Source organism: Micromonospora sp. NPDC048898 (genome assembly GCF_043198035.1).
Lineage (GTDB): Bacteria > Actinomycetota > Actinomycetes > Mycobacteriales > Micromonosporaceae > Micromonospora.
The window spans coordinates 52,921-71,786 of sequence record NZ_JBICUF010000010.1; the positions used below are offsets into that span (position 1 = coordinate 52,921).

Annotated in this window: 4 protein-coding genes and 1 pseudogene; 2 read left to right on the plus strand and 3 right to left on the minus strand. The window is 74.8% G+C overall.

Going from position 1 to position 18,866, the window contains the following annotated elements; translation table 11 throughout:
- Position 1 precedes the first annotated feature (1 nt).
- Together ACGFIQ_RS24025 and ACGFIQ_RS24030 are read left to right on the plus strand one after the other, a co-directional pair.
- Entirely contained in the window at positions 2 to 1,171 is a 1,170-nt protein-coding gene (locus ACGFIQ_RS24025; protein ID WP_393247081.1) for a DUF58 domain-containing protein, read from the plus strand.
- A complete protein-coding gene (locus tag ACGFIQ_RS24030) occupies positions 1,147 to 3,579 on the plus strand; it encodes a DUF3488 and transglutaminase-like domain-containing protein (RefSeq protein WP_393247083.1) in 2,433 nt (810 codons plus the stop codon). Before ACGFIQ_RS24025 ends, ACGFIQ_RS24030 begins: the two co-directional genes overlap by 25 nt.
- A gap of 94 nt (positions 3,580 to 3,673) precedes the next feature.
- Here ACGFIQ_RS24030 and ACGFIQ_RS24035 read toward each other — a convergent pair whose 3' ends face one another.
- The 3 genes and pseudogenes from ACGFIQ_RS24035 to ACGFIQ_RS24045 form a co-directional block, all read right to left on the minus strand.
- Entirely contained in the window at positions 3,674 to 4,438 is a 765-nt protein-coding gene (locus ACGFIQ_RS24035; RefSeq protein ID WP_393247085.1) for a thioesterase II family protein, read from the minus strand.
- Positions 4,435 to 10,719, minus strand: coding sequence for a thioester reductase domain-containing protein (locus ACGFIQ_RS24040; RefSeq protein WP_393247087.1), 6,285 nt, complete (start codon positions 10,717 to 10,719; stop codon positions 4,435 to 4,437). The genes ACGFIQ_RS24035 and ACGFIQ_RS24040 overlap by 4 nt, the downstream gene beginning before the upstream one ends.
- 19 nt (positions 10,720 to 10,738) lie before the next feature.
- Positions 10,739 to 18,853: pseudogene (locus tag ACGFIQ_RS24045) on the minus strand (SDR family NAD(P)-dependent oxidoreductase); the annotation flags it as partial.
- Positions 18,854 to 18,866: the final 13 nt, after the last annotated feature.

Consider the following 18,866-nt stretch of genomic DNA (forward strand, 5'->3'; position numbering starts at 1 on the left):
CATGGGGATCACCGCCCGTGGGGTCGGGCTGCTCGTCGCCGCCGTGGTGCTGCTGGCTGTGGGTTTCCGGTTCGCGTACCCCGAGTTGACGCTGCTCGGCGCGGCGGCCGGCGCGGCCGTCGGTTATGCCGCACTCGTCGCGGCCTGGCGGCCCCGGCTGACGGTGACCCGGCACGCCGATCCGGACCGGGTGGCGCGTGGCGAGCCGGCGAGCATGATGGTGACGGTGCGCAACGCCGGCCGGTTGCGGTCGGCGAACCTGCTGGCCGAGGACCGGTGCGGGGATCGCGGCGTGCCGGTGCCGGTGTTGCGGCTGCGGCCGGGCCGGGACACCGAGGTCCGCTACGACGTGCCGACGCACCGTCGTGGGGTGGTGCCGGTGGGGCCGCTGCGGGTGACCCGGCGCGACCCGTTGGGGTTGGTGGCGTTGGCCCGCCCGTACGGGACGGTGGTGCCGGTGTGGGTGTATCCCCGGGTCCACCCGCTGACGGCGGTGCCGCGCGGGGCGGGGCGCAGCCTCGACGGCCGGGTGGACGGGGTGCCCCACGGCTCGATCACGTTCGACTCGCTGCGGGAGTACGTGGTCGGCGACGAGTTGCGCCGGGTGCACTGGCGGACCAGCGCCCGGGTGGGTGAGCTGATGGTGCGGGAGAACGTGGACACCAGCCTGCCGCGCCTGGTCGTCCTGCTGGACAACCGGGCCGTCGCGCACCCGCGGCGGGTGGGTGGGGTGGCGGAGTCGTTCGAGTCGGCGTGTGAGGCGGCGGCGTCGGTCGTCACGGCCGCGCACCGCGAGGACCTGCCGGTGGTGTTGCTGTTCGCCGCGGCCGAGCCGGACCCGCCGGGCCGGGACACGGACGTCGGCGAGGCGCTCGGGCCACTGGACCGGCTGGCCGCCGCCGAACTGTCCGACGCGGACGAGGCGGTCCGCGGGGCAGCTTCCCGGCTGCGTCAGGACCGGCTCGGTGACACGCTGATCTTCCTGACCGGGCCGGGTGGGCGCGACGACCTGGGGCACGTGGGGGCGCTGCGCGGGGCGTACCCGTCGGTGGTGGTCGGGGTGTTCGGCGCGGCCGAGCCGACGCCGCCGGGCGCGGCCGGCCTGGTGGTGGTCGACGCGGCGGACGGCGCGCAGTTCGCCGCCGAGTGGGACGGGGTACGCCGGTGGTGACGCGCACCGTGCGGCTGTTGCGGGCGGCGGCGGTCCCGTTGGCGCTGATCGCGCTGACCGCGCTCGCCGGGGTGGTGCTCGGCCGGGTGTACGCGGGGGACCTGCTGACCCGACTGGTGATCGGCGCGGCGGTCGGTTCGGTGCTGGTCAGCGTGGCCGCCCGGCGGCTGCCGTCCTGGCTGGTGGCGCCGGTGTCGGTGGCCGCGATGGCCGGTTGGACACTGTGGTCGCTGCGGCTGGCCGCCAACCACGCCGAGCTTCCGGGCGGTCTGCTGGAGATCACCGGCGACGCCGCGCGCAACGGCATTCCCCGGTTGCTGACCGCGATGATCCCCGTGCAGCCCACCCCGGACACGGTGCTGGTGCCGGTGGTGGCCGCCTGGCTGGCCGGGCTGGCCGGTGCGGAGGTCGCGCTGCGCACCGGCCGGGTGCTGCTGGGTTACCTGCCGGCGGCGGGGCTCTACGTCGCCGCCCTGTACGTGGTGGGCCCGAACGCCGCGCCGGCGGTCGGGGTGACAGTGGCGTTCGTCGCGGTCGCGGCGGTCGGCCTGGCCGCTCCCACCGGCACGACACCGTCCGCCGGCGATCCGGCCGCCGACCTTGCCCCCCGGGTACGCGCGGCGGTGCGGCTGCGCCTGGCCGCCAGCGCGGCGCTCGGGGTGGCCCTGGTGGTGGGGCTTGTCGCGTTGCTCGGCCCGGTCGTCGCCGGTCAGGTCGACGGGCGGCCGGTGGACCCCCGCCGGTACGTGGAGCCGCCGCAGGTGCAGTCGCTCGACGAGAACCCGTTGATCCGGATCTCCGGCTGGGCGCTGCACCCGGAGCAGAAGCTCCTCGACGTGAGCACGGAGCGCTCCGGCGCACCGCTCCCCCCGCCCGGAGGTGCCCCGCCGGAGCCGGGGACCGAGCCCGGGGCGGGGCCGGGGGCACAGACCGGTGTGCGGATCCGGTTGGCGGTGCTCAGCGACTACGACGGGGTGACCTGGCGGGTCGGTGCGACGTACCGCAACGCCGGCCGGATCCTGCCGGTCGCCGCCCCGGCCCGCGACAGCACCGTGGAAACGGTCCGCCAGCAGATCACCGTCGCGGAGCTGAGCGGTCGACTGCTGCCCGCCGTGGCGACGCCCCGGGAGGTCAGCGGCGCACGGGTGGCGTACGACCCGGCGAGCGGGACGTTGATCCGGCCGGAGGGGTTGACGCCGGGGCTGCGGTACGCGGTGACCTCCGTCGAGGAACACCCGGACCCCAACCTGTTGGCCAGCGCCAACGTGCCCGCCGGCGAGGAGGTGGCCCGGGTGCTGCGGGTCGCCGACGGGGTGCCCGACCCGATGCGCCGGCTGGCCACGCAACTCGCCGAGGACAACGGCGCGCCGCTCGCCCGGGCTCTGGCCATCGAGCAGTTCCTGGCCGAGCACTACCGGGTGGTGGCGGACGCGCCGAGCGGGCACGCGTACCCGAATCTGGGTTTCTTTCTCTTCGGGCCGCGCGGCGGTGGCGGGCAGGAGGGCACTTCGGAGCAGTTCGCGGCGGCGTTCGCGGTGCTCGGCCGGTTGTCCGGGTTGCCGACGCGGGTGGTGGTGGGTTTCCGGGCCGGTGGGCAGGGGCCGGTGCTCGCCGGTGACGCGTTCGCCTGGCCGGAGGTGCTCTTCGACGGGCTGGGTTGGGTGCCGTTCGACCCGCTGCCCCGCCCGAACGAGGAGCCGAGGCCGGTGGAGGAGGATTTCCGCCCGACACCGGAGGACCCACCGCCGTCGGAGGCGCCGGCGCCCACGGTGGAGCCGTCCGCGTCACCGGAGCCGGCCGCCGCTCCGGACGGGCCGCCCAGTGCCGAGGGGTTGTCCACGATGGTGGTGGTCGGCGGCGGCAGTGGTGGTTTGCTGCTGGTGGTGGGGGCGCTGCTGCTGACCCTGCTGGCGCTGCGCCGCTCGCTCACCCGCACCCGGTTGGAGAGGGGCGACCCCGGTCAACGCGTCGCGGGCGCCTGGCGGGAGGTCACCGACGCGTTGCGGCTGGCCGGCCGCCCGGTCGGCGACGACCTGGCGGCGACCGAGGTGGCTGCGCAGGCCCGCCAGGCCCTGGCCGAAGCCCGAGCGGGCACGACCAGAGGCGGCGCATCCGGCAGCGCCACGGCCGGAGGCGGCACACCCGGAGGCGGCGTGCCCGGCGGCGGCGTGCCCGGCGCGGAGCCGGCCGTCGACGAGCTGGCGACGCTGCTCAATCAGGTGGGTTTCGCCCCCGAGGCCGCGGCGGCCGATCAGGCGGCCCGCGCCGCCGAGGTGGCCACGGCCTACATCACCGACCTGCGCTCGGCCCGACCCTGGTGGCGCCGCCTGCTCTGGTCCGTGCACCCCTCCCCCCTCCGCCAGGCCCGCCGGTCCCCCCACTCCCACCCCCGCCGCCCCCCGCGGTGATCAAGAGGTTCGCGTCATTTCAAGACCCGTCCCTGACCCGAACCTCTTGATCACCGGTGGCGGACTGGGGGGCTGCTCGTGACCGCGGTGACCGTCAGCGGCTGACCTGGGCGCCGGCGAACTGCGACCAGCCGGCCACCAGTTCGGTCACCACCGCGACCAGCGGCTGCAGGTGGGTGGCCGGATAGAAGTGGCCGCCCGGCATCGAATGGCATACGAACTGCCCCGACGTGTGCCGTGCCCAGGCCCGCGCCTCATCCGGGGCGACCCGCGGATCGTGCTCGCCGACCAGCGCCGCGATCGGGCACCGCAACGCCCCGGTACCACCGGGATAGGTCTCCAGCGCGCGGTAGTCGTTGCGGATCACCGGCAGGCTGGCCCGGACCAACTCGGCCTGCACCGGGTCGGTGATGGCCGCGCCGCTGAGGATCTCCACCTCGATCAGCAGCGCCGCGTCGCTGAGCAGGTGCACCTTCGCGTCCCCGGCACGCGACGGCGGTCGGGCCGCGGAGGCGATCAGGCCCAGCGGCGAACGACCGTCGCGTTCCAGGCGGGCCGCTAGCTCGAACCCGACGGTGGCGCCCATGCTGTGGCCCAGCACCGCCGTGGGCCGGTGCGACCAGGGCAGCAGCGCCCGCTCGACCGATTCGGCGAGCACTTCCAGGTCGTCCACCAGGGGTTCGGTGAGCCGGTCCTGGCGGCCCGGGTACTGCACGGCGAGGACCTCGATGTCCGGGGGGAGCGCGCGGGCCAGGGCGAAGAAACTGGACGCGGACCCGCCGGCGTGCGGCAGGCACACCAGCACCGGGGCGTCGGCGGAGGCGGGCGTGAACCGTCGTACCCAGCTCTTGGTCGTCATGCCGCTCCCCCGTCGCCGGGCTTGGGAAACCATCCCCGGTTGATGAAGAAGTCCACCTGGCGGCGGAAGAACTCGCGAGTCACCGGCGGGCAGGCGATGTCGCTGCCGTCCAGGGCGGCGACCGTCTCGCGGTCGTCCACCGGCGGGTAGAAGCGGTCCGGCGCGGCCGCCATCACGTCGAACGCGTCGAGCAGTGGAAGCAGCGCGTTGGCCGGGTCGCCGATGATCGCCGCCCGCCAGTCGTCGGCGGACCGTTCGGTCAGCGGGTAGCCGGTACCGCGCAGCTCTTCGATCATTTCGTCCAGCCCGATGTCGCCGTGCCCGGCCACGTGGAAGGTGCCGCCGGCGGTCTGCTCCTGCCGGGAAATGTGCAGGATGGCCGCGCTGGTGTAGTCGACCGGCATCAGCCGGAACCGCACCGGTATGGGTTCCGGGACGGCACCGCTCTGCACCATGCCCTTGAGCGCCAGCCACACGTAGTCGCGGCTCTGGCAGGCCCCGGAGTACCGGTCGCCGGCGATCAGGTCGATGCGGTAGATCGAAACCGGCAGACCCCGGCCGCGGGCGATCTCGATGATCTGCTCGGCCACCCACTTGCTCTGCGTGTAGCCGGTGGGCAGCCGCTCCCCCGGGCCGGCCGGGTCGCCGACACGCAGCCCGGCGCCGCCGGTGTCACGTCCGACGTAGACGCCGAGGGTGGACACGTGGTGGACCGGCACCGTCCGGAACCGGGCGGCCAGTCGCAGAATCTCGGCGGTGCCGCCGACGTTGGCGTCGCGCACGGTCGCGTACGGCTGTACCCAGTTGACGGCCGCGCCCGCGTGGTAGACGGCGTCGACGGTGCGGGCCAGAGTGTCGTAGTGCTGCTCAGTCAGTCCGAGCCGGGGCGCGGCCAGGTCACCGGGGACGACGACGATCCGGTCCTGGTCGATCTGGCCGGTCAGGCCGTACCAGTCGAGGTTGTCCATCAGCCGCCGGCGTGCCTCGTCCGGTCCGGCACCGCGCACCAGGCAGTGCACCCGGGCCCCGGTCTGGCTCACCAGATCGCGCAACAGGTAGGCGCCGAGGAAGCCGGTAGCGCCGGTGAGCAGCACCTCGCGCGGGTCGGCCACGACCCGGTGCAGCTCGTCAGCAGGCCGGATGTCGTCGGCCAGGGTGATGTCGGCGGCGAAGTCCGGCCCGGAGGGCTGGTCGGCGCCGCCCAGCTGGCCGGCGAGGTAGCCGGCGGCGTCCAGCAGAGTCGGGTGGTCGAAGACGAACGTGGCCGGTAGCCGGAGCCCGGCGACCGCGCCGAGCCGGTTGCGGAACTCGACGCCGGTCAGCGAGTCGAAGCCGAGGTCGGACAGGCGCTGATCGGCGGGTATTTCACCGGGGTTGACGTGGCCGAGTACGGCGGCGACCTCGGCACGGACCAGTTCGACAAGCCGGTCGCGGCGCTCGTCGGCGGGCAGCCCGGCGAGTTCCTCGAGCAGGCCCGCCTGCGCGGCGTCGTTGCCGGCCGCCTCGCGGCGGGTCAGGCGCAGCACCGCGTCGAGCATGGCCGGCACCTGGTCGGGCCGCGCGCGCAGGGCGTCCGGGTCCAGGGGCGCGACCACGACGCCGGGTTCGCCGAGGGTGAGCGCCGCGTCGAAGAGCGCCGTCCCGGCGCCGGTGGCGATCGGCGGGTAGCCGGCGCGGGCGATGCGGTCGATGTCGGCGACGCTGAGCTCCCCGCCGGCGCCGCTGATCTGCCAGACGCCCCAGGCGATCGAGGTGGCTGGCAGCCCCTGCTCATGGCGGTGGGCGGCGAGCGCGTCCAGGAACGTGTTAGCGGCGGCGTAGCTGGACTGGCCGGCACCGCCGATGACCCCGGCGAGCGAGGAGAACAGGACGAACGCGGTCAGCGGCAGGTCGCGGGTCAACTCGTGCAGATGCCACGCGCCGTCGGCCTTGGGCCGCAGTACGGCGTCGAGCCGCCCGGTGGTGCCAGAGGTGATCAGGCCGTCGTCGATGACACCGGCCGCGTGGACGACTCCGGTCAGCGGGTGCTGCGGTGCGATGCCGTCCAGGACGGCGCGCAGCGCCTCGCGGTCCCCGGTGTCGCAGGCCGCGATCCGCACCCGCGCGCCGAGTCCGGTCAGCTCGTCCGCCAGCTCCGCAGCGCCCGGCGCGGCGGGTCCGCGGCGGCTGGTCAGCACCAGGTCGGTGACGCCGTGTGCGGCCACCAGGTGTCGGGCGAACAGGGCGCCCAGCGCGCCGGTGCCGCCGGTGATCAGGACGGTGCCGCCGGGCGTCCACGGCGGAGCGGACGCGGTGGCGCCGACCCGGTGCAGGCGCGGGATGAGGATGGTGCCGGAGCGGACGGCGGCCTGCGCGACGCCGCTGGCGGCGACCATCGACAGGATCGGGTACGGGTCGTCGTCATGATCGATGTCGGCCAGCACGAAGCGGCCCGGGTTCTCCGACTGCGCTGAGCGGAGCTGCCCCCACACAGCGGCCGCCGCCGGATCGGTCACCGGACCACCGGCCGGGACCGCGCCGCTGGTGGTGATCAGCAGGGGGACGTCGGTGAGCCGCTCGTCGGCCAGCCACGCCTGTACCAGGGTGAGGACGCGGCGAGTGTGCAGGTGTGCCTGCTCGGCGGTGCGCGATCCGGCGGGCTCGCCGCCGCAGTCGTACCGGACGGCGGTGGCCGCGGCGGCCCGGTCCAGGGCGGCGCGCAGCCGGTCGGGGTGGTCCGGGTCGGCGGACATCAGCTGGGCCCAGTCGTGGTCCGGGGTCGGGCCGGTGACCTCGACGGGTGTCCACCGCACGGCGAGCATCGCATCGGGCACCGGCTGCCGCCCGGAGGTGTGCGCTCCGCGTTCGGCGGCGCCGAGGGTCGCGACGAGCCGGCCGGTGCGGTCGGCGAGGACCGCACCGAACCCGCCGCCGGTGGCCGGAGTCAGGCGGGCGCGCAGGGTGGTGGCGCCGGTGGCGTGGACGTGCCAGTCGCTCCAGGCGTGGATCGGGCCGTCGCCCGGGGCCACGTTCAGCAGGGCGTCAAGCAGGGCCGGATGCAGAACGTACCGGTCCGCCTCGCCGGCGAGGTTCTCCGGGAGGGTGACCTCGGCGTACAGGTGCGGTGAGTCGGTGACCGCCTCGGGTGCGGACGGCCAGTCCGCGATCGGTTCCTGGTCAGCGGTGATGGTGACGCCGAGGGTGCCCTCGGCGTGCCGGGTCCACGGGCCGTCGCCGTCACCGGGGCGGGCGTGCACGGTCACCGGACGCCGGCCGCGCTCTCCGGGCGCCCCGACCCTGACCTGGACCTGAAGGCCGCCCCGGGCGGGCATCTCCAGCGGGGTGATCGTGCGCAGTTCGCGGACGGTCGTGCAGCCGGTCTCGTCGCCGGCGCGGGCGACCATCTCCAGCAGGGTCGCGTCGGTGACCGCCGGGTTGCCGGAGCCGGGCAGGCGGGTGGTGAACACCGTCTCGTCGCCGCCGGCCAGGGACACGGCCGCGCCCAGCAGCGGGTGGGTGGTGTCGCGCAGGCCGAGACCGGTGGCGTTGCCGGTGCGGCCGGCGGCGACATGCCAGTAACGGGTGTGCTCGAACGCGTACGTCGGCAGCGGAACGACCCGCGGGTTCGTCCCGGCGAACGGGTGTTCCCGGTCGACGGGCAGGCCCTGGGTGTGCAGGTGGGCGAGGGCGAGCTGGAAGGTGCGCACGGCGTCGGTGTCGCGGCGCAGGGTGCCGCCGACGAGCGCGTCGGCGCCCAGGTTGTCGCGCAGCGAGGCGACCAGCACCGGGTGCGCGCTGACCTCGATGAACGTGCCGTGCCCGGCGTCGGCGAGGGCGCGCAGGGTGGTGGCGAACTCGACCGGCCGGCGCATGTTGGCGTACCAGTAGCGGGCGTCCATGCCGGTGGTGTCAAGGCGCCCGCCGGTGACCGTCGAGTACAGGGGCACGGTCGCCGCCTGGGGCCGCACGTTGCGGAGGGCTTCGAGCATCTCCTGCTGTACGACGGCGACGTGCGGCGAGTGCGACGGGAAGTCGGCCGGGAACCGCTTGGTGCGCGCGCCGGCCGCAACGCACTCGGCGACGAACTCGTCCAGGGCCTGCCTTTCGCCGGCGACCAGCACCGACGCCGGGCCGTTCTCGACCGCCAGGGTCAGCCGGTCGGCGAAGCGCCCCAGGCGCCGCTCGACGTCGGCGCGGGGCAGGCCGATCGCGGCCATCCCACCGCGCCCTTCCAGCCGGCGGGCGAGCCGGCTGCGGACCGCGATGATGCGGGCGCCATCGGCGAGGGAGATCGCGCCGGCGACGACGGCTGCGGCGATCTCGCCCTGGGAGTGCCCGACGACGGCGTCCGGCCGGATTCCGGCCGCCTCCCACAGGGCGGCAAGAGCCACGTGTACGGCGAACAGGACCGGCTGCACCACCTCGATGCGGTCCAGGGCCGGCGCGCCGGGCACGCCGCGCAGCACGTCGTCCAACGACCAGTCCAGGTGCGGTTCGAACGCCTTGACGCACTCGACGACGCGGGCTGCGAACACGTCCGAGGAGGCGAGCAGCGCGGTCGCCATCCCCGGCCACTGGCTGCCTTGGCCGGGGAAGACGAACACGGTACGACCCCGGTCGGCGGCCGTGCCGGTCATCAGATTCTCGGCGCTCTCCCCGGCGGCGAGCGCGTCCAGGCCGGCCAGCACGGTGTCCCGGTCGGCGGCCACCACCACCGCCCGGTGCGGGAACACCGTACGTGTGGTGGCCAGCGAGTACGCCACGTCGCGCAGGACGTCCGGGCGGTCGCTCGCGGGCAGCGACCGTACGTGGGTGGCGAGCCGGGCGGCCTGGGCCCGCAGCGCGGCCGGTGTCTTCGCCGACACCGCCCACGCAAGCGGCCCCGCGACCACCGTCTCCGGCTCGTCGCCGGACGGCTCTCGGGTTTCCGGTGCCTGTTCGAGCAGCAGATGGGCGTTGGTGCCGCTGGCGCCGAACGCGGAGACCGCGCCGCGGCGGGGTCGATCGGTGCTCGGCCACGGCCGGGTGGTGGTGAGTAGTTCGACGTCGCCGGCCGACCAGTTCACGAACGGCGACGGCTCGTCCAGGTGCAGCGTGCGGGGCAGCACGCCGTGCCGGATGGCCTGCACCATCTTCACGATGCCACCGACCCCGGCGGCCGCCTGGGCGTGCCCGACGTTCGACTTGAGCGAGCCGACCAGCACGGGACGGCCCTCGGGGCGGCCGGCGCCGTACGTGGCCAGCAGCGCCCCGGCCTCGATCGGGTCGCCGAGCCGGGTCCCGGTGCCGTGCGCCTCGATCGCGTCAACGTCGGCGGTGGTCAGCCCGGCGTCGGCAAGCGCCTGCCGGATGACCCGCTCCTGGGCGAGCCCGTTCGGGGCGGTGAGCCCGTTGGAGGCGCCGTCGGAGTTGACCGCGCTGCCGCGGACCACGGCCAGCACGCGGTGACCGTTGCGCCGCGCGTCGGCAAGCCGCTCCAGCACGAGGATCCCGGCGCCCTCGGACCAGCCGATCCCGTCGGCGGCGGCGGAGAACGGCTTGCACCGGCCGTCCGGGGCGAGTCCCCGCTGCCGGGAGCCGTCCAGGTAGCCGCCGGGGTGCGCGGCAATGTACGCGGCACCGGCCAGCGCCAGGGTGGACTCGCCGGAGCGCAGCGACTGGGCGGCCAGGTGCACCGCGACCAGCGCCGACGAACAGGCGGTGTCGATCGACACGGCGGGGCCCTGCAGCCCCAGCGTGTACGCGATCCGCCCGGACGCCATGCTGCTCAGCTTGCTGGTCATCTGGTAGCCCTCGAACTCCTCCGGCGGGTCGAGGTCCAGGTAGCTCTGCTCGACCAGCCCGGCGAACACCCCGGTGCGGGACCCGGTCAGCGTGCTCGGATCGATGCCGGCGTTCTCGAGGGCCTCCCACGCCGACTCCAGCAGGATCCGCTGCTGCGGGTCCATGGCCAGCGCCTCGCGCGGGGAGATGCCGAAGAACGCGGCGTCGAACAGCCCGGCGGTGGCCACGAAGCCGGCCTCGCGGATGTAGATGTGGCCGGGCTTGGCCGGGTCCGGGTCGTAGAGGGCGTCCAGGTCCCAACCGCGGTCAGTCGGGAACGGGGTGATCTCGTCGCGTTCCTCGACGGCGACCCGCCACAGCTCGTCCGGGTCCTGCGCGCCCGGGAACCGGCAGGACATGCCGACGATGGCGACCGGGTCGCGCTGCGGGTTCTCCATCTCGGCAATGCGGGCGCGCGCCTGCTGCAGGTCGGCGGTGACCCACTTGAGGTAGTCGACCAGCTTCTCTTCGTTGGACATGTGCGGTCCCGTCCTCGGGTCAGCCGGCTCGGCGGCCGAGCTCGGTGTCGATCAGGTGGAAGATCTCGTCGGTGCTGGCATCGGCGATCCGGGCGCTCGGGTCGGGTCCGCTGGCCGCGGGGGCGCCGGTGAGCCGGTCCAGGACGGCCCGCAGCCGGGCACCGGCCGGGGCCAGCGCCGGGTCGCCGGGTGTCCGGCCGGTCAGGGCCGCTTCGAGCTGGTCGAGCAGGCTCGGCAGGTCAGCGTCAGGCACGCCGGCGGGCAGCAGGGTGAGCAGGTGCGCGGCGAGCGCGGCCGGGGTCGGGTGCTCGAAGACGACCGTGGCGGCCAGTTCCAGGCCGGTGGCGGCGCGGAGCCGGTCGCGCAACTGGACGGCGGTCATCGAGTCCATGCCGGTCTCCTGGAACGGTCGGTCGGCCGGGATGGCCGTGTCGTCGGTGTGGCCGAGCGCCTCGGCGCTGTGGCGCAGCACCAGGTCACGCACGGCCCGCTCGCGGTCCGCGTGATCCAGCCCGGCCAGGGTGGTGGCGAGCGTCGGGGCCGGCTCGGTGGGCGCCGACTGAGGTTCCGGGGTACGGGCGGTGCCGGTGGCCAGCCAGTAGGCACGGTCGTGGTCGAACGCGTACCGGGGCAGGTCGATGCGGGTGGCGCCGCTGCCGGCGAAGTAGGCGGACCAGTCCACGGCCGCGCCACGTGACCACACCGTCGCCAGCGCGTCGAGCAGCGTCGTCACCTCGTCGCGGTCGCGGCGGCCGGCCGGCACCGCGCCGTCGACCAACGCCGAGAGCGCCGCGTCCGGCCCGACCTCGAGGAACACACCGATGCCCTGGTCGCGCAGGGTGCGTACGGCGTCGGAGAACCGGACGGTGGCCCGGATCTGCCGGGTCCAGTAGTCCGGGTCGCTCCACTCGTCCTGCACGGCGTTGCCGGTCACCGTCGACACCGCCGGGATCGTCAGTCCGGCGTAGTCGACCATCTCGGCCTGTTTGCGGAACTCCGGCTGCATGGGCTCCATCCGGACCGAGTGGAACGCGTGTGACACGGTGAGCCGCCGGGTGCGCCGGCCCCGACCCGCCCACCGGGCCACCACCGCCGCCACGATCTGCTCGTCGCCGGAGATCACCACCGAGTCGTCGGCGTTGACGGCGGCGATGTCGATCTCGTCGCCGATCTCGGCCTCGGTGGCCTGCACGGCGGCCATCGCCCCGCCCGCGGGCAGCGCCTGCATGAGTCCGCTGCGGGCGGCCACCAGCACGCAGGCGTCCGGCAACGACAGCACGCCGGCGACGTGCGCGGCGACCAGTTCGCCGATCGAGTGCCCGGCGAGCGCGTCCGGCCGTACGCCCCAGGACTCCAGCAGGCGGAACTGGGCAACCTCGAACGCGAACAGGGCGGGCTGGGTCAGTCCCGTCTCGTCGAGTCCGGCGCCGCTGTCGATGGCGGCGCTGAGCGAGGTGGGCAGCAGGCGGTCGAAGATGTCGCAGATCTCGTTGTAGGTCGTCCGGAAGATCGGGAAAGCGGACCGCAACCCGGCGCCCATGCCGACCCGCTGCGCGCCCTGCCCGGTGAAGAGGATCGCAAGGCCACCGGTGCCGGCGGTGACGGGCACGGCGTGCTCGACATCGGTGCCGATCACGACCGTGCGGACCGGGAGCGCCGCGCGGGTGGCGAGGGTGTAGCCGACGTCGGCGAGGTCCGTGCCGGGGTGCTGGGTCAGGTGCTCGCGCAGCCGGGCGAGCTGGCGCCGCAGCGCCGGCTCGTCGCGGGCGGAGAGCACCCACGGCAGGACCGGCGGTGTCTGCTTCGCAGTCGGCCCGGTTGTCGGGCCCTGTTCCAGGATGACGTGCGCGTTCGTGCCGCTGATCCCGAACGACGACACCGCCGCACGCCGTGGACGGTCCTCGACAGGCCACGACTGGGCCTGCGACAACAGACGCACTCCCGAGGCATCCCAGTCAATCTCCGACGACGGCGTCTCGCTGTGCAACGAACGCGGCATCACCCCGTACCGCATCGCCTGAACCATTTTGATCACACCACCGACCCCCGCCGCCGCCTGCGCGTGGCCGATGTTCGACTTCAGCGAACCCAACCAGACCGGACGCCCGGAACGACCGTAGGTCGCCTGCAACGCCTGAACCTCAATCGGATCGCCGAGCCGGGTACCCGTGCCATGACCCTCCACCACGTCAACATCCGTCACCGTCAGGCCAGCGGTCGCCAGAGCCTGGCCGATCACCCGCTCCTGCGCAGGGCCACTCGGCGCGGTCAGCCCGTTCGACGCGCCATCCTGATTCACGGCCGAACCACGCACCACAGCGAGGATCTGACGACCGGAAGCGACCGCGTCCGACAACCGCTGGACCAACAGCAACCCGACACCCTCGGACCAGCCAGTACCCTGCGCGTCATCGGCATAGGAACGGCACCGGCCATCCACTGCCAAGCCGCGCTGCCGAGAGAACTCCACAAACGTGTTCGGCGACGACATCACCGTCACCCCACCCGCAACCGCCAGATCACACTCACCGCGCTGCAGAGCGGACACCGCCCAGTGCAGGGCCACCAAAGACGACGAACACGCGGTGTCGACCGTCACCGCCGGACCCTCGAGACCGAACGTGTACGCCACCCGCCCCGACACGACGCTGCTCGCGCTGCCGCCGGCGAGGTAGCCCTCCAACTCCGGGGGCACCTCGCGGACCCGTGCGCCGTAGTCGCTGTACATCGCGCCGGTGAACACGCCGGTGTTGGAGCCGCGCAGGGTCGCCGGGTCGACGCCGGCGTCCTCGAACAGCTCCCAGGTCGTCTCCAGCACGAGCCGTTGCTGCGGGTCGGTGGCGAGGGCCTCCTTCGGCGACAGGCGGAAGAAGTCGGCGTCGAAGCGGTCGGCGTCGTACAGGAAACCGCCGTGCCTCGTGATCGACGTGCCCGGGTGGGCCGGGTCCGGGTCGTACAGCGACTCCAGGTCCCAGCCGCGGTTGGCCGGGAACTCCCCGACCGCGTCGACCTCCTCGGCCACCAGCCGCCACAACTGCTCCGGCGAGCCCACCCCACCCGGAAACCGGCAGGCCATTCCCACGATCGCGATTGGCTCGTCCGCCTCGGCGCGCATCCGCTCGGCGGACGGCGCCTCGGCCGGGTCGCCGCCGAGTTGGGCGGACAGGTACGCGGTCAGCCGCTCGACGGTGGGGTGGTCGAAGGCGAGCGTGGCGGGCAGGCGCAGCCCGGTCGCGGCGCCGAGCTGGTTGCGCAGCTCGACCGCGGTCAGCGAGTCGAGCCCGAGTTCCTGCAACGGACGGTCGGTCGGGATGGCCGTGGGGTCGGCGTGGCCGAGCACGGCGGCGAGCGTGGCGCGGACCAGGTCGGAGGTGGCCCGGTTCGGCTTCGGCGGTGCCGCTGGGCGACGGCGACGCGGCACCAGCTCCCGCAGCAGCGGCGAGGCGTCGGCGGCGTCCAGCGCGGACCGGTCCAGGCGGGTCGCCGCGTACACCGGTTCGGTGCCGGCGATGGCCTGGTCGAACAGGGCCAGCCCGGCTGCGGTGGACAGCGGCCGCAGGCCGAGCCGGGTCAGGCGGCCGCGGTCGGTCCCGGACAGGTGTCCGGTCAGCGCGCTGTCGGCCTCCCACAGCCCCCAGGCCAGGGAGACGGCGGGCAGCCCGGCGGCCCGCCGGTGCGCGGCGAGCGCGTCCAGGAAGGTGTTGCCGGCCGCGTAGTTGGCCTGCCCCGGTGTGCCCACCAGGCCGGCGAGGGAGGAGTACAGCACGAACGCGGACAGGTCCCGGGTGAGCTCGTGCAGGTGCCACGCACCGTCGATCTTGGGTCGCAGCGTCCGGTCGAGGCGGGCCGGGTCGAGGGCGGTCAGCACGCCGTCGTCGGTGATCCCGGCGGTGTGCACGACGGCACGTACCGGATGGTCAGCCAGGACCGCTTCGAGGGCGGCGCGGTCGGTCACGTCGCAGGCGGCGAAGGTGACCCGCGCGCCGGCGGCGGCGAGCTCGTCGCGTAACTCGGCGCCGGGCGGCGTCTCGCCGCGGCGGCTGAGCAGCAGCAGATCCCGGGCACCGTGCTGGTGCACCAGGTGGCGGGCCAGCGCGCGGGCGAGCGTCCCGCCGCCGCCGGTGATCAGGATGGTCCCGTCGAAGCGCGGCGCGGTGCCGGCCGGGGCGACCGGGACGGCCGGGACCAGGCGCGGGACGAACAGCACGCCATCGCGGATCGCGAGCTGTGGTTCGCCGGCCGCGACGGCGGCCGCCAGCAACTCCGGGGTGCCGGGCACGTCGGCGTCCACGAGCGTGATCCGGTCCGGGTGCTCGCTCTGCGCCGAGCGCAGCAGGCCCCAGACGGCGGCGTGGATCAGCGAGGGTGCTTCGCCGGGTGCGGTGGCGACCGCACCGCGGGTCAGCACGACCAACCGGGTGGCGGTGAACCGGTCCTCGGCGAGCCAGTCGCGAACCAGGGTGAGCACGTGCGCGGTGGCGGCGCGCACGGCGGCGGGCAGGTCGCCGTCCGGCGGTGGGCCGGGCACGGGGGCGAGCACGACGTCCGGCGGTTCGGCGGCCAACGCGGCCAGGTCGGACGGGGCGTGCAGCGTCGCCCAGCTCGTGCCGGGTCGCGGATTCCCGGCGGCTGCCGGGCGCCAACGCAGGGGCAGCAGGTCGGCCGCCGGCGCCGGGGCGCCGGAGGTGGACAGCGGGCGCAGCGCGACGGCGTCGACCCCGGCCAGCGGGGTGCCCGCGCTGTCGGCGACAAGCAGGGCGTACGTGTCGGCGCCCGCCGGGGTGAGCCGGACCCGCGCGGTGGTCGTCGCGCCGGGCCGGAAGCGTACGCCGGCCCAGCTGAACGGCATCCGGGCTGGCGCCTCCCCGGCCACACCTGGCAGCAGCGCGTGCAGGGCGGCGTCGAGCAGTGCCGGGTGCAGGGCGAAGTCGCCCGAGTCGACGCCACTCACCTCGGCGAACAGCTCGTCGTCGCGATGCCACAGCCGCCGCAGGCCGCGCAGGCGCGGGCCGTAGCCGTAGCCGAAGTCGCGAAGCCGCTCGTAGGTGCCGGTCAGGTCCAGCTCGGTGGCGCCGACGGGCGGCCACTCGCGCAGGTCCTCGACGGGTTCGGCCGGCGTCTCGGTGAGCTGACCGGTGGCCACCGGGTACCAGGTGCCGTCGGTGGCGGCGTGGATGTCGACGCGCTGGTCGGCGGCGCGGACCGCCACCTGCACGTCGACGCCGGCCCGCGGTGGCACCGTCAGCGGTGTGAGCAGGGTGAGCTCCGCGATGCCGGTGGCGCCGGCCTCGTCGGCGGCACGCCGCGCCATTTCCAGCAGCGCCGTGCCCGGGACGATCACCTGACCGTTCAGCGTGTGGTCGGCGAGCCAGGGCTGGGTGTCGGTGTCGAGGTGCCCGGTCAGCAGCAGGTCGCCGGCGCCGGCCGGGCGGACGGCGGCGCCCAGCAGCGGGTGCCCGGTCGCGGACTGGCCCAGCGCGGCGGCGTCCGGGACGGCGGTACGCGGGCTGAGCCAGTAGCGCTGGCGGGCGAACGCGTACCGGGGCAGGTCGACGTGCGGGCCGGTGCCGCCCGGGAAGTAGCTGGAAAAGTCGACAGGCACGCCACGTTTCCACAGGTCGGTCAGCGCGCCGACGACGGCCGGGACCTCGGGGCGGTCGGCGCGGCAGGCCGGGACCGCGCCGTCGACCAGGGCGGACAGCACCGCGGTCGGTCCGATCTCGACGAAGGTGGTCACGCCGAGTTCGCGCAGCTTGCGTACGGCGTCGGCGAACCGGACGGTGGCGCGGACCTGCCCGGACCAGTAGCCGGGTCGCTGCCATTCGTCGCGGACCGGGGCACCGCTGACCGTGGAGACGGCGGCGAGCTTCGGTACGGCGTACGTCAAGGTGTTCGCCTGCTCGCGCAGGGCGTCCAGCATCGGGTCCATCCGGGCCGAGTGGAAGGCGTGCGAGACCGTCAGGCGGCGGGTGCGCCGGCCGCGGCCGCGCCACAGCGCCTCCACCCGGGCGGCGGCCCCCTCAGCACCGGAGATCACCACCGCGTCGTCGGCGTTGATCGCGGCGACGTCGACGCCGTCGGGCAGCGTCGGGCGCAGCTCGTCCTCGCTGGCCTGGATCGCGACCATCACGCCGCCCGGTGGCAGGGCCTGCATCAGGGTGCCGCGGGCGACGACGAGCCGGGCCGCGTCGGGCAGCGTGAGCACGCCCGCGACGTGGGCGGCGGCGAGTTCGCCGATCGAGTGGCCCACGACGAAGTCCGGACGCAGCCCCCAGGAGGCGAGCAGGCGGAACAGTGCGACCTCGAAGGCGAACAGCGCCGGCTGGGTGAAGCCGGTCTGTTCCAGCCCGTCGCCGGACTCGATGACCGGGCGTACCGGGCGCGGCAGCCAGCGGTCCAGCTCCGCGCAGGCCGCGTCGTACGCGTCCCGGAAGACCGGGAAGGCCGCGCGAAGTTCGCTGCCCATCCCGGCCCGCTGCGCGCCCTGCCCGGTGAACATGACGGCGAGCGCGCCACCGGCGGCGGCCGGGGCCGGTTCGGCGGCCGCGAGCGCGGCGCGCAGCTCCCCCCGGCTGGTCGCGGTGATCACCGCGCGGGTCGGCAGAGCGGGACGAGCGGCGAGAGTACGGCCGATGTCGGCGACACTGGCCTCGGGGTGGGCCTGGGCGAACCCGGCCAGCTGCTCGGCCTGCGCGCGCAGTCCGGCCGCGTCGTGCGCGGAGATCAGCCACGGCACCACCGGCGGCGCGGGTGGCGGGGTGACCGGCTGCGGCACGGTGTGTTCGAGGACGACGTGCGCGTTGGTGCCACCGAAGCCGAACGACGAGACCGCCGCGCGGCGCACCCCGTCGGTCGCGGGCCAGTCCCGGGCCTCGCGCAGCAGCGTGACACCGCCACTGTCCCAGGCGACGTGCGGGGTCGGCTCGTCGGCGTGCAGGGTGCGCGGCATGACGCCGTACCGCATGGCCTGCACCATTTTGATGACCCCGCCGACCCCGGCGGCGGCCTGGGAGTGCCCGATGTTGGACTTGAGCGAGCCGAGCCAGACCGGCCGCCCGGCCTGGCCGTAGGTGGCTTGCAGCGCCTCGACCTCGATCGGGTCGCCGAGCCGGGTGCCGGTCCCGTGTCCCTCGACCACGTCGACGTCGGCCGGGCGCAGGCCCGCCGCGTCCAGGGCGCGGCGGATGACGCGCTCCTGGGCGGGGCCGTTCGGGGCGGTCAGGCCGTTGGAGGCGCCGTCGGCGTTGACCGCGGTGCCGCGGAGCACGGCCAGCACCCGGCGGCCGTCGCGGATCGCATCGGACAGCCGCTGCACCAGCAGCAGGCCGACGCCTTCGGCCCAGCCGGTGCCGTCGGCCGCGGCGGAGTACGAGCGGCACCGGCCGTCGGTGGACAGGCCGCGAAGCCGGGAGAACTCGATGAACGCGACCGGGGTCGACATGACGGTCACGCCGCCGGCCAGGGCCAGGTCGCACTCGCCGCGGCGCAGCGCGGAGGCGGCGAGGTGCAGCGCGACCAGCGACGACGAGCAGGCGGTGTCGACGGCGACGGCGGGGCCCTCCAGCCCGTACGTGTAGGCGAGCCGCCCGGCGGCGATGCTGCCGGCGCTGCCACTGAACAGGTAGCCCTGGAACTCGTCCGGCGGCAGGCCGGGCCGGGTGCCGTAGTCGCTGTACATGGCGCCGGCGAACACGCCGGTGGCGGTGCCCCGCAGCGTCGCCGGGTCGACCCCGGCGTCCTCGAACGCCTCCCACGCCGTCTCCAGCAGCAGCCGCTGCTGCGGGTCGGTGGCGAGGGCCTCGCGCGGCGACATCCCGAAGAAGTCCACGTCGAACAGGTCGGCGTCGTGCAGGAAGCCGCCCTCGCGGGTGATGGAGGTGCCCACGTGGTCGGGGTCGGGGTGGTAGAGCCGCCGCAGGTCCCAGCCCCGATTGTCCGGGAACCCGCCGACCGCGTCGACGCCGTCGGCGACCAGGCGCCACAGCTGCTCGGGGGTGCGCACCCCGCCCGGATAGCGGCAGGCCATGCCGACCACGGCGATCGGCTCCTGCTGGCTGTCCTGCACCTGTTGCAGACGCTGGCGTACGTCGCGCGCATCGGCGATCGCACGCTTGAGGTATTCGCGAAGCTTCTCTTCGTCAGCCATG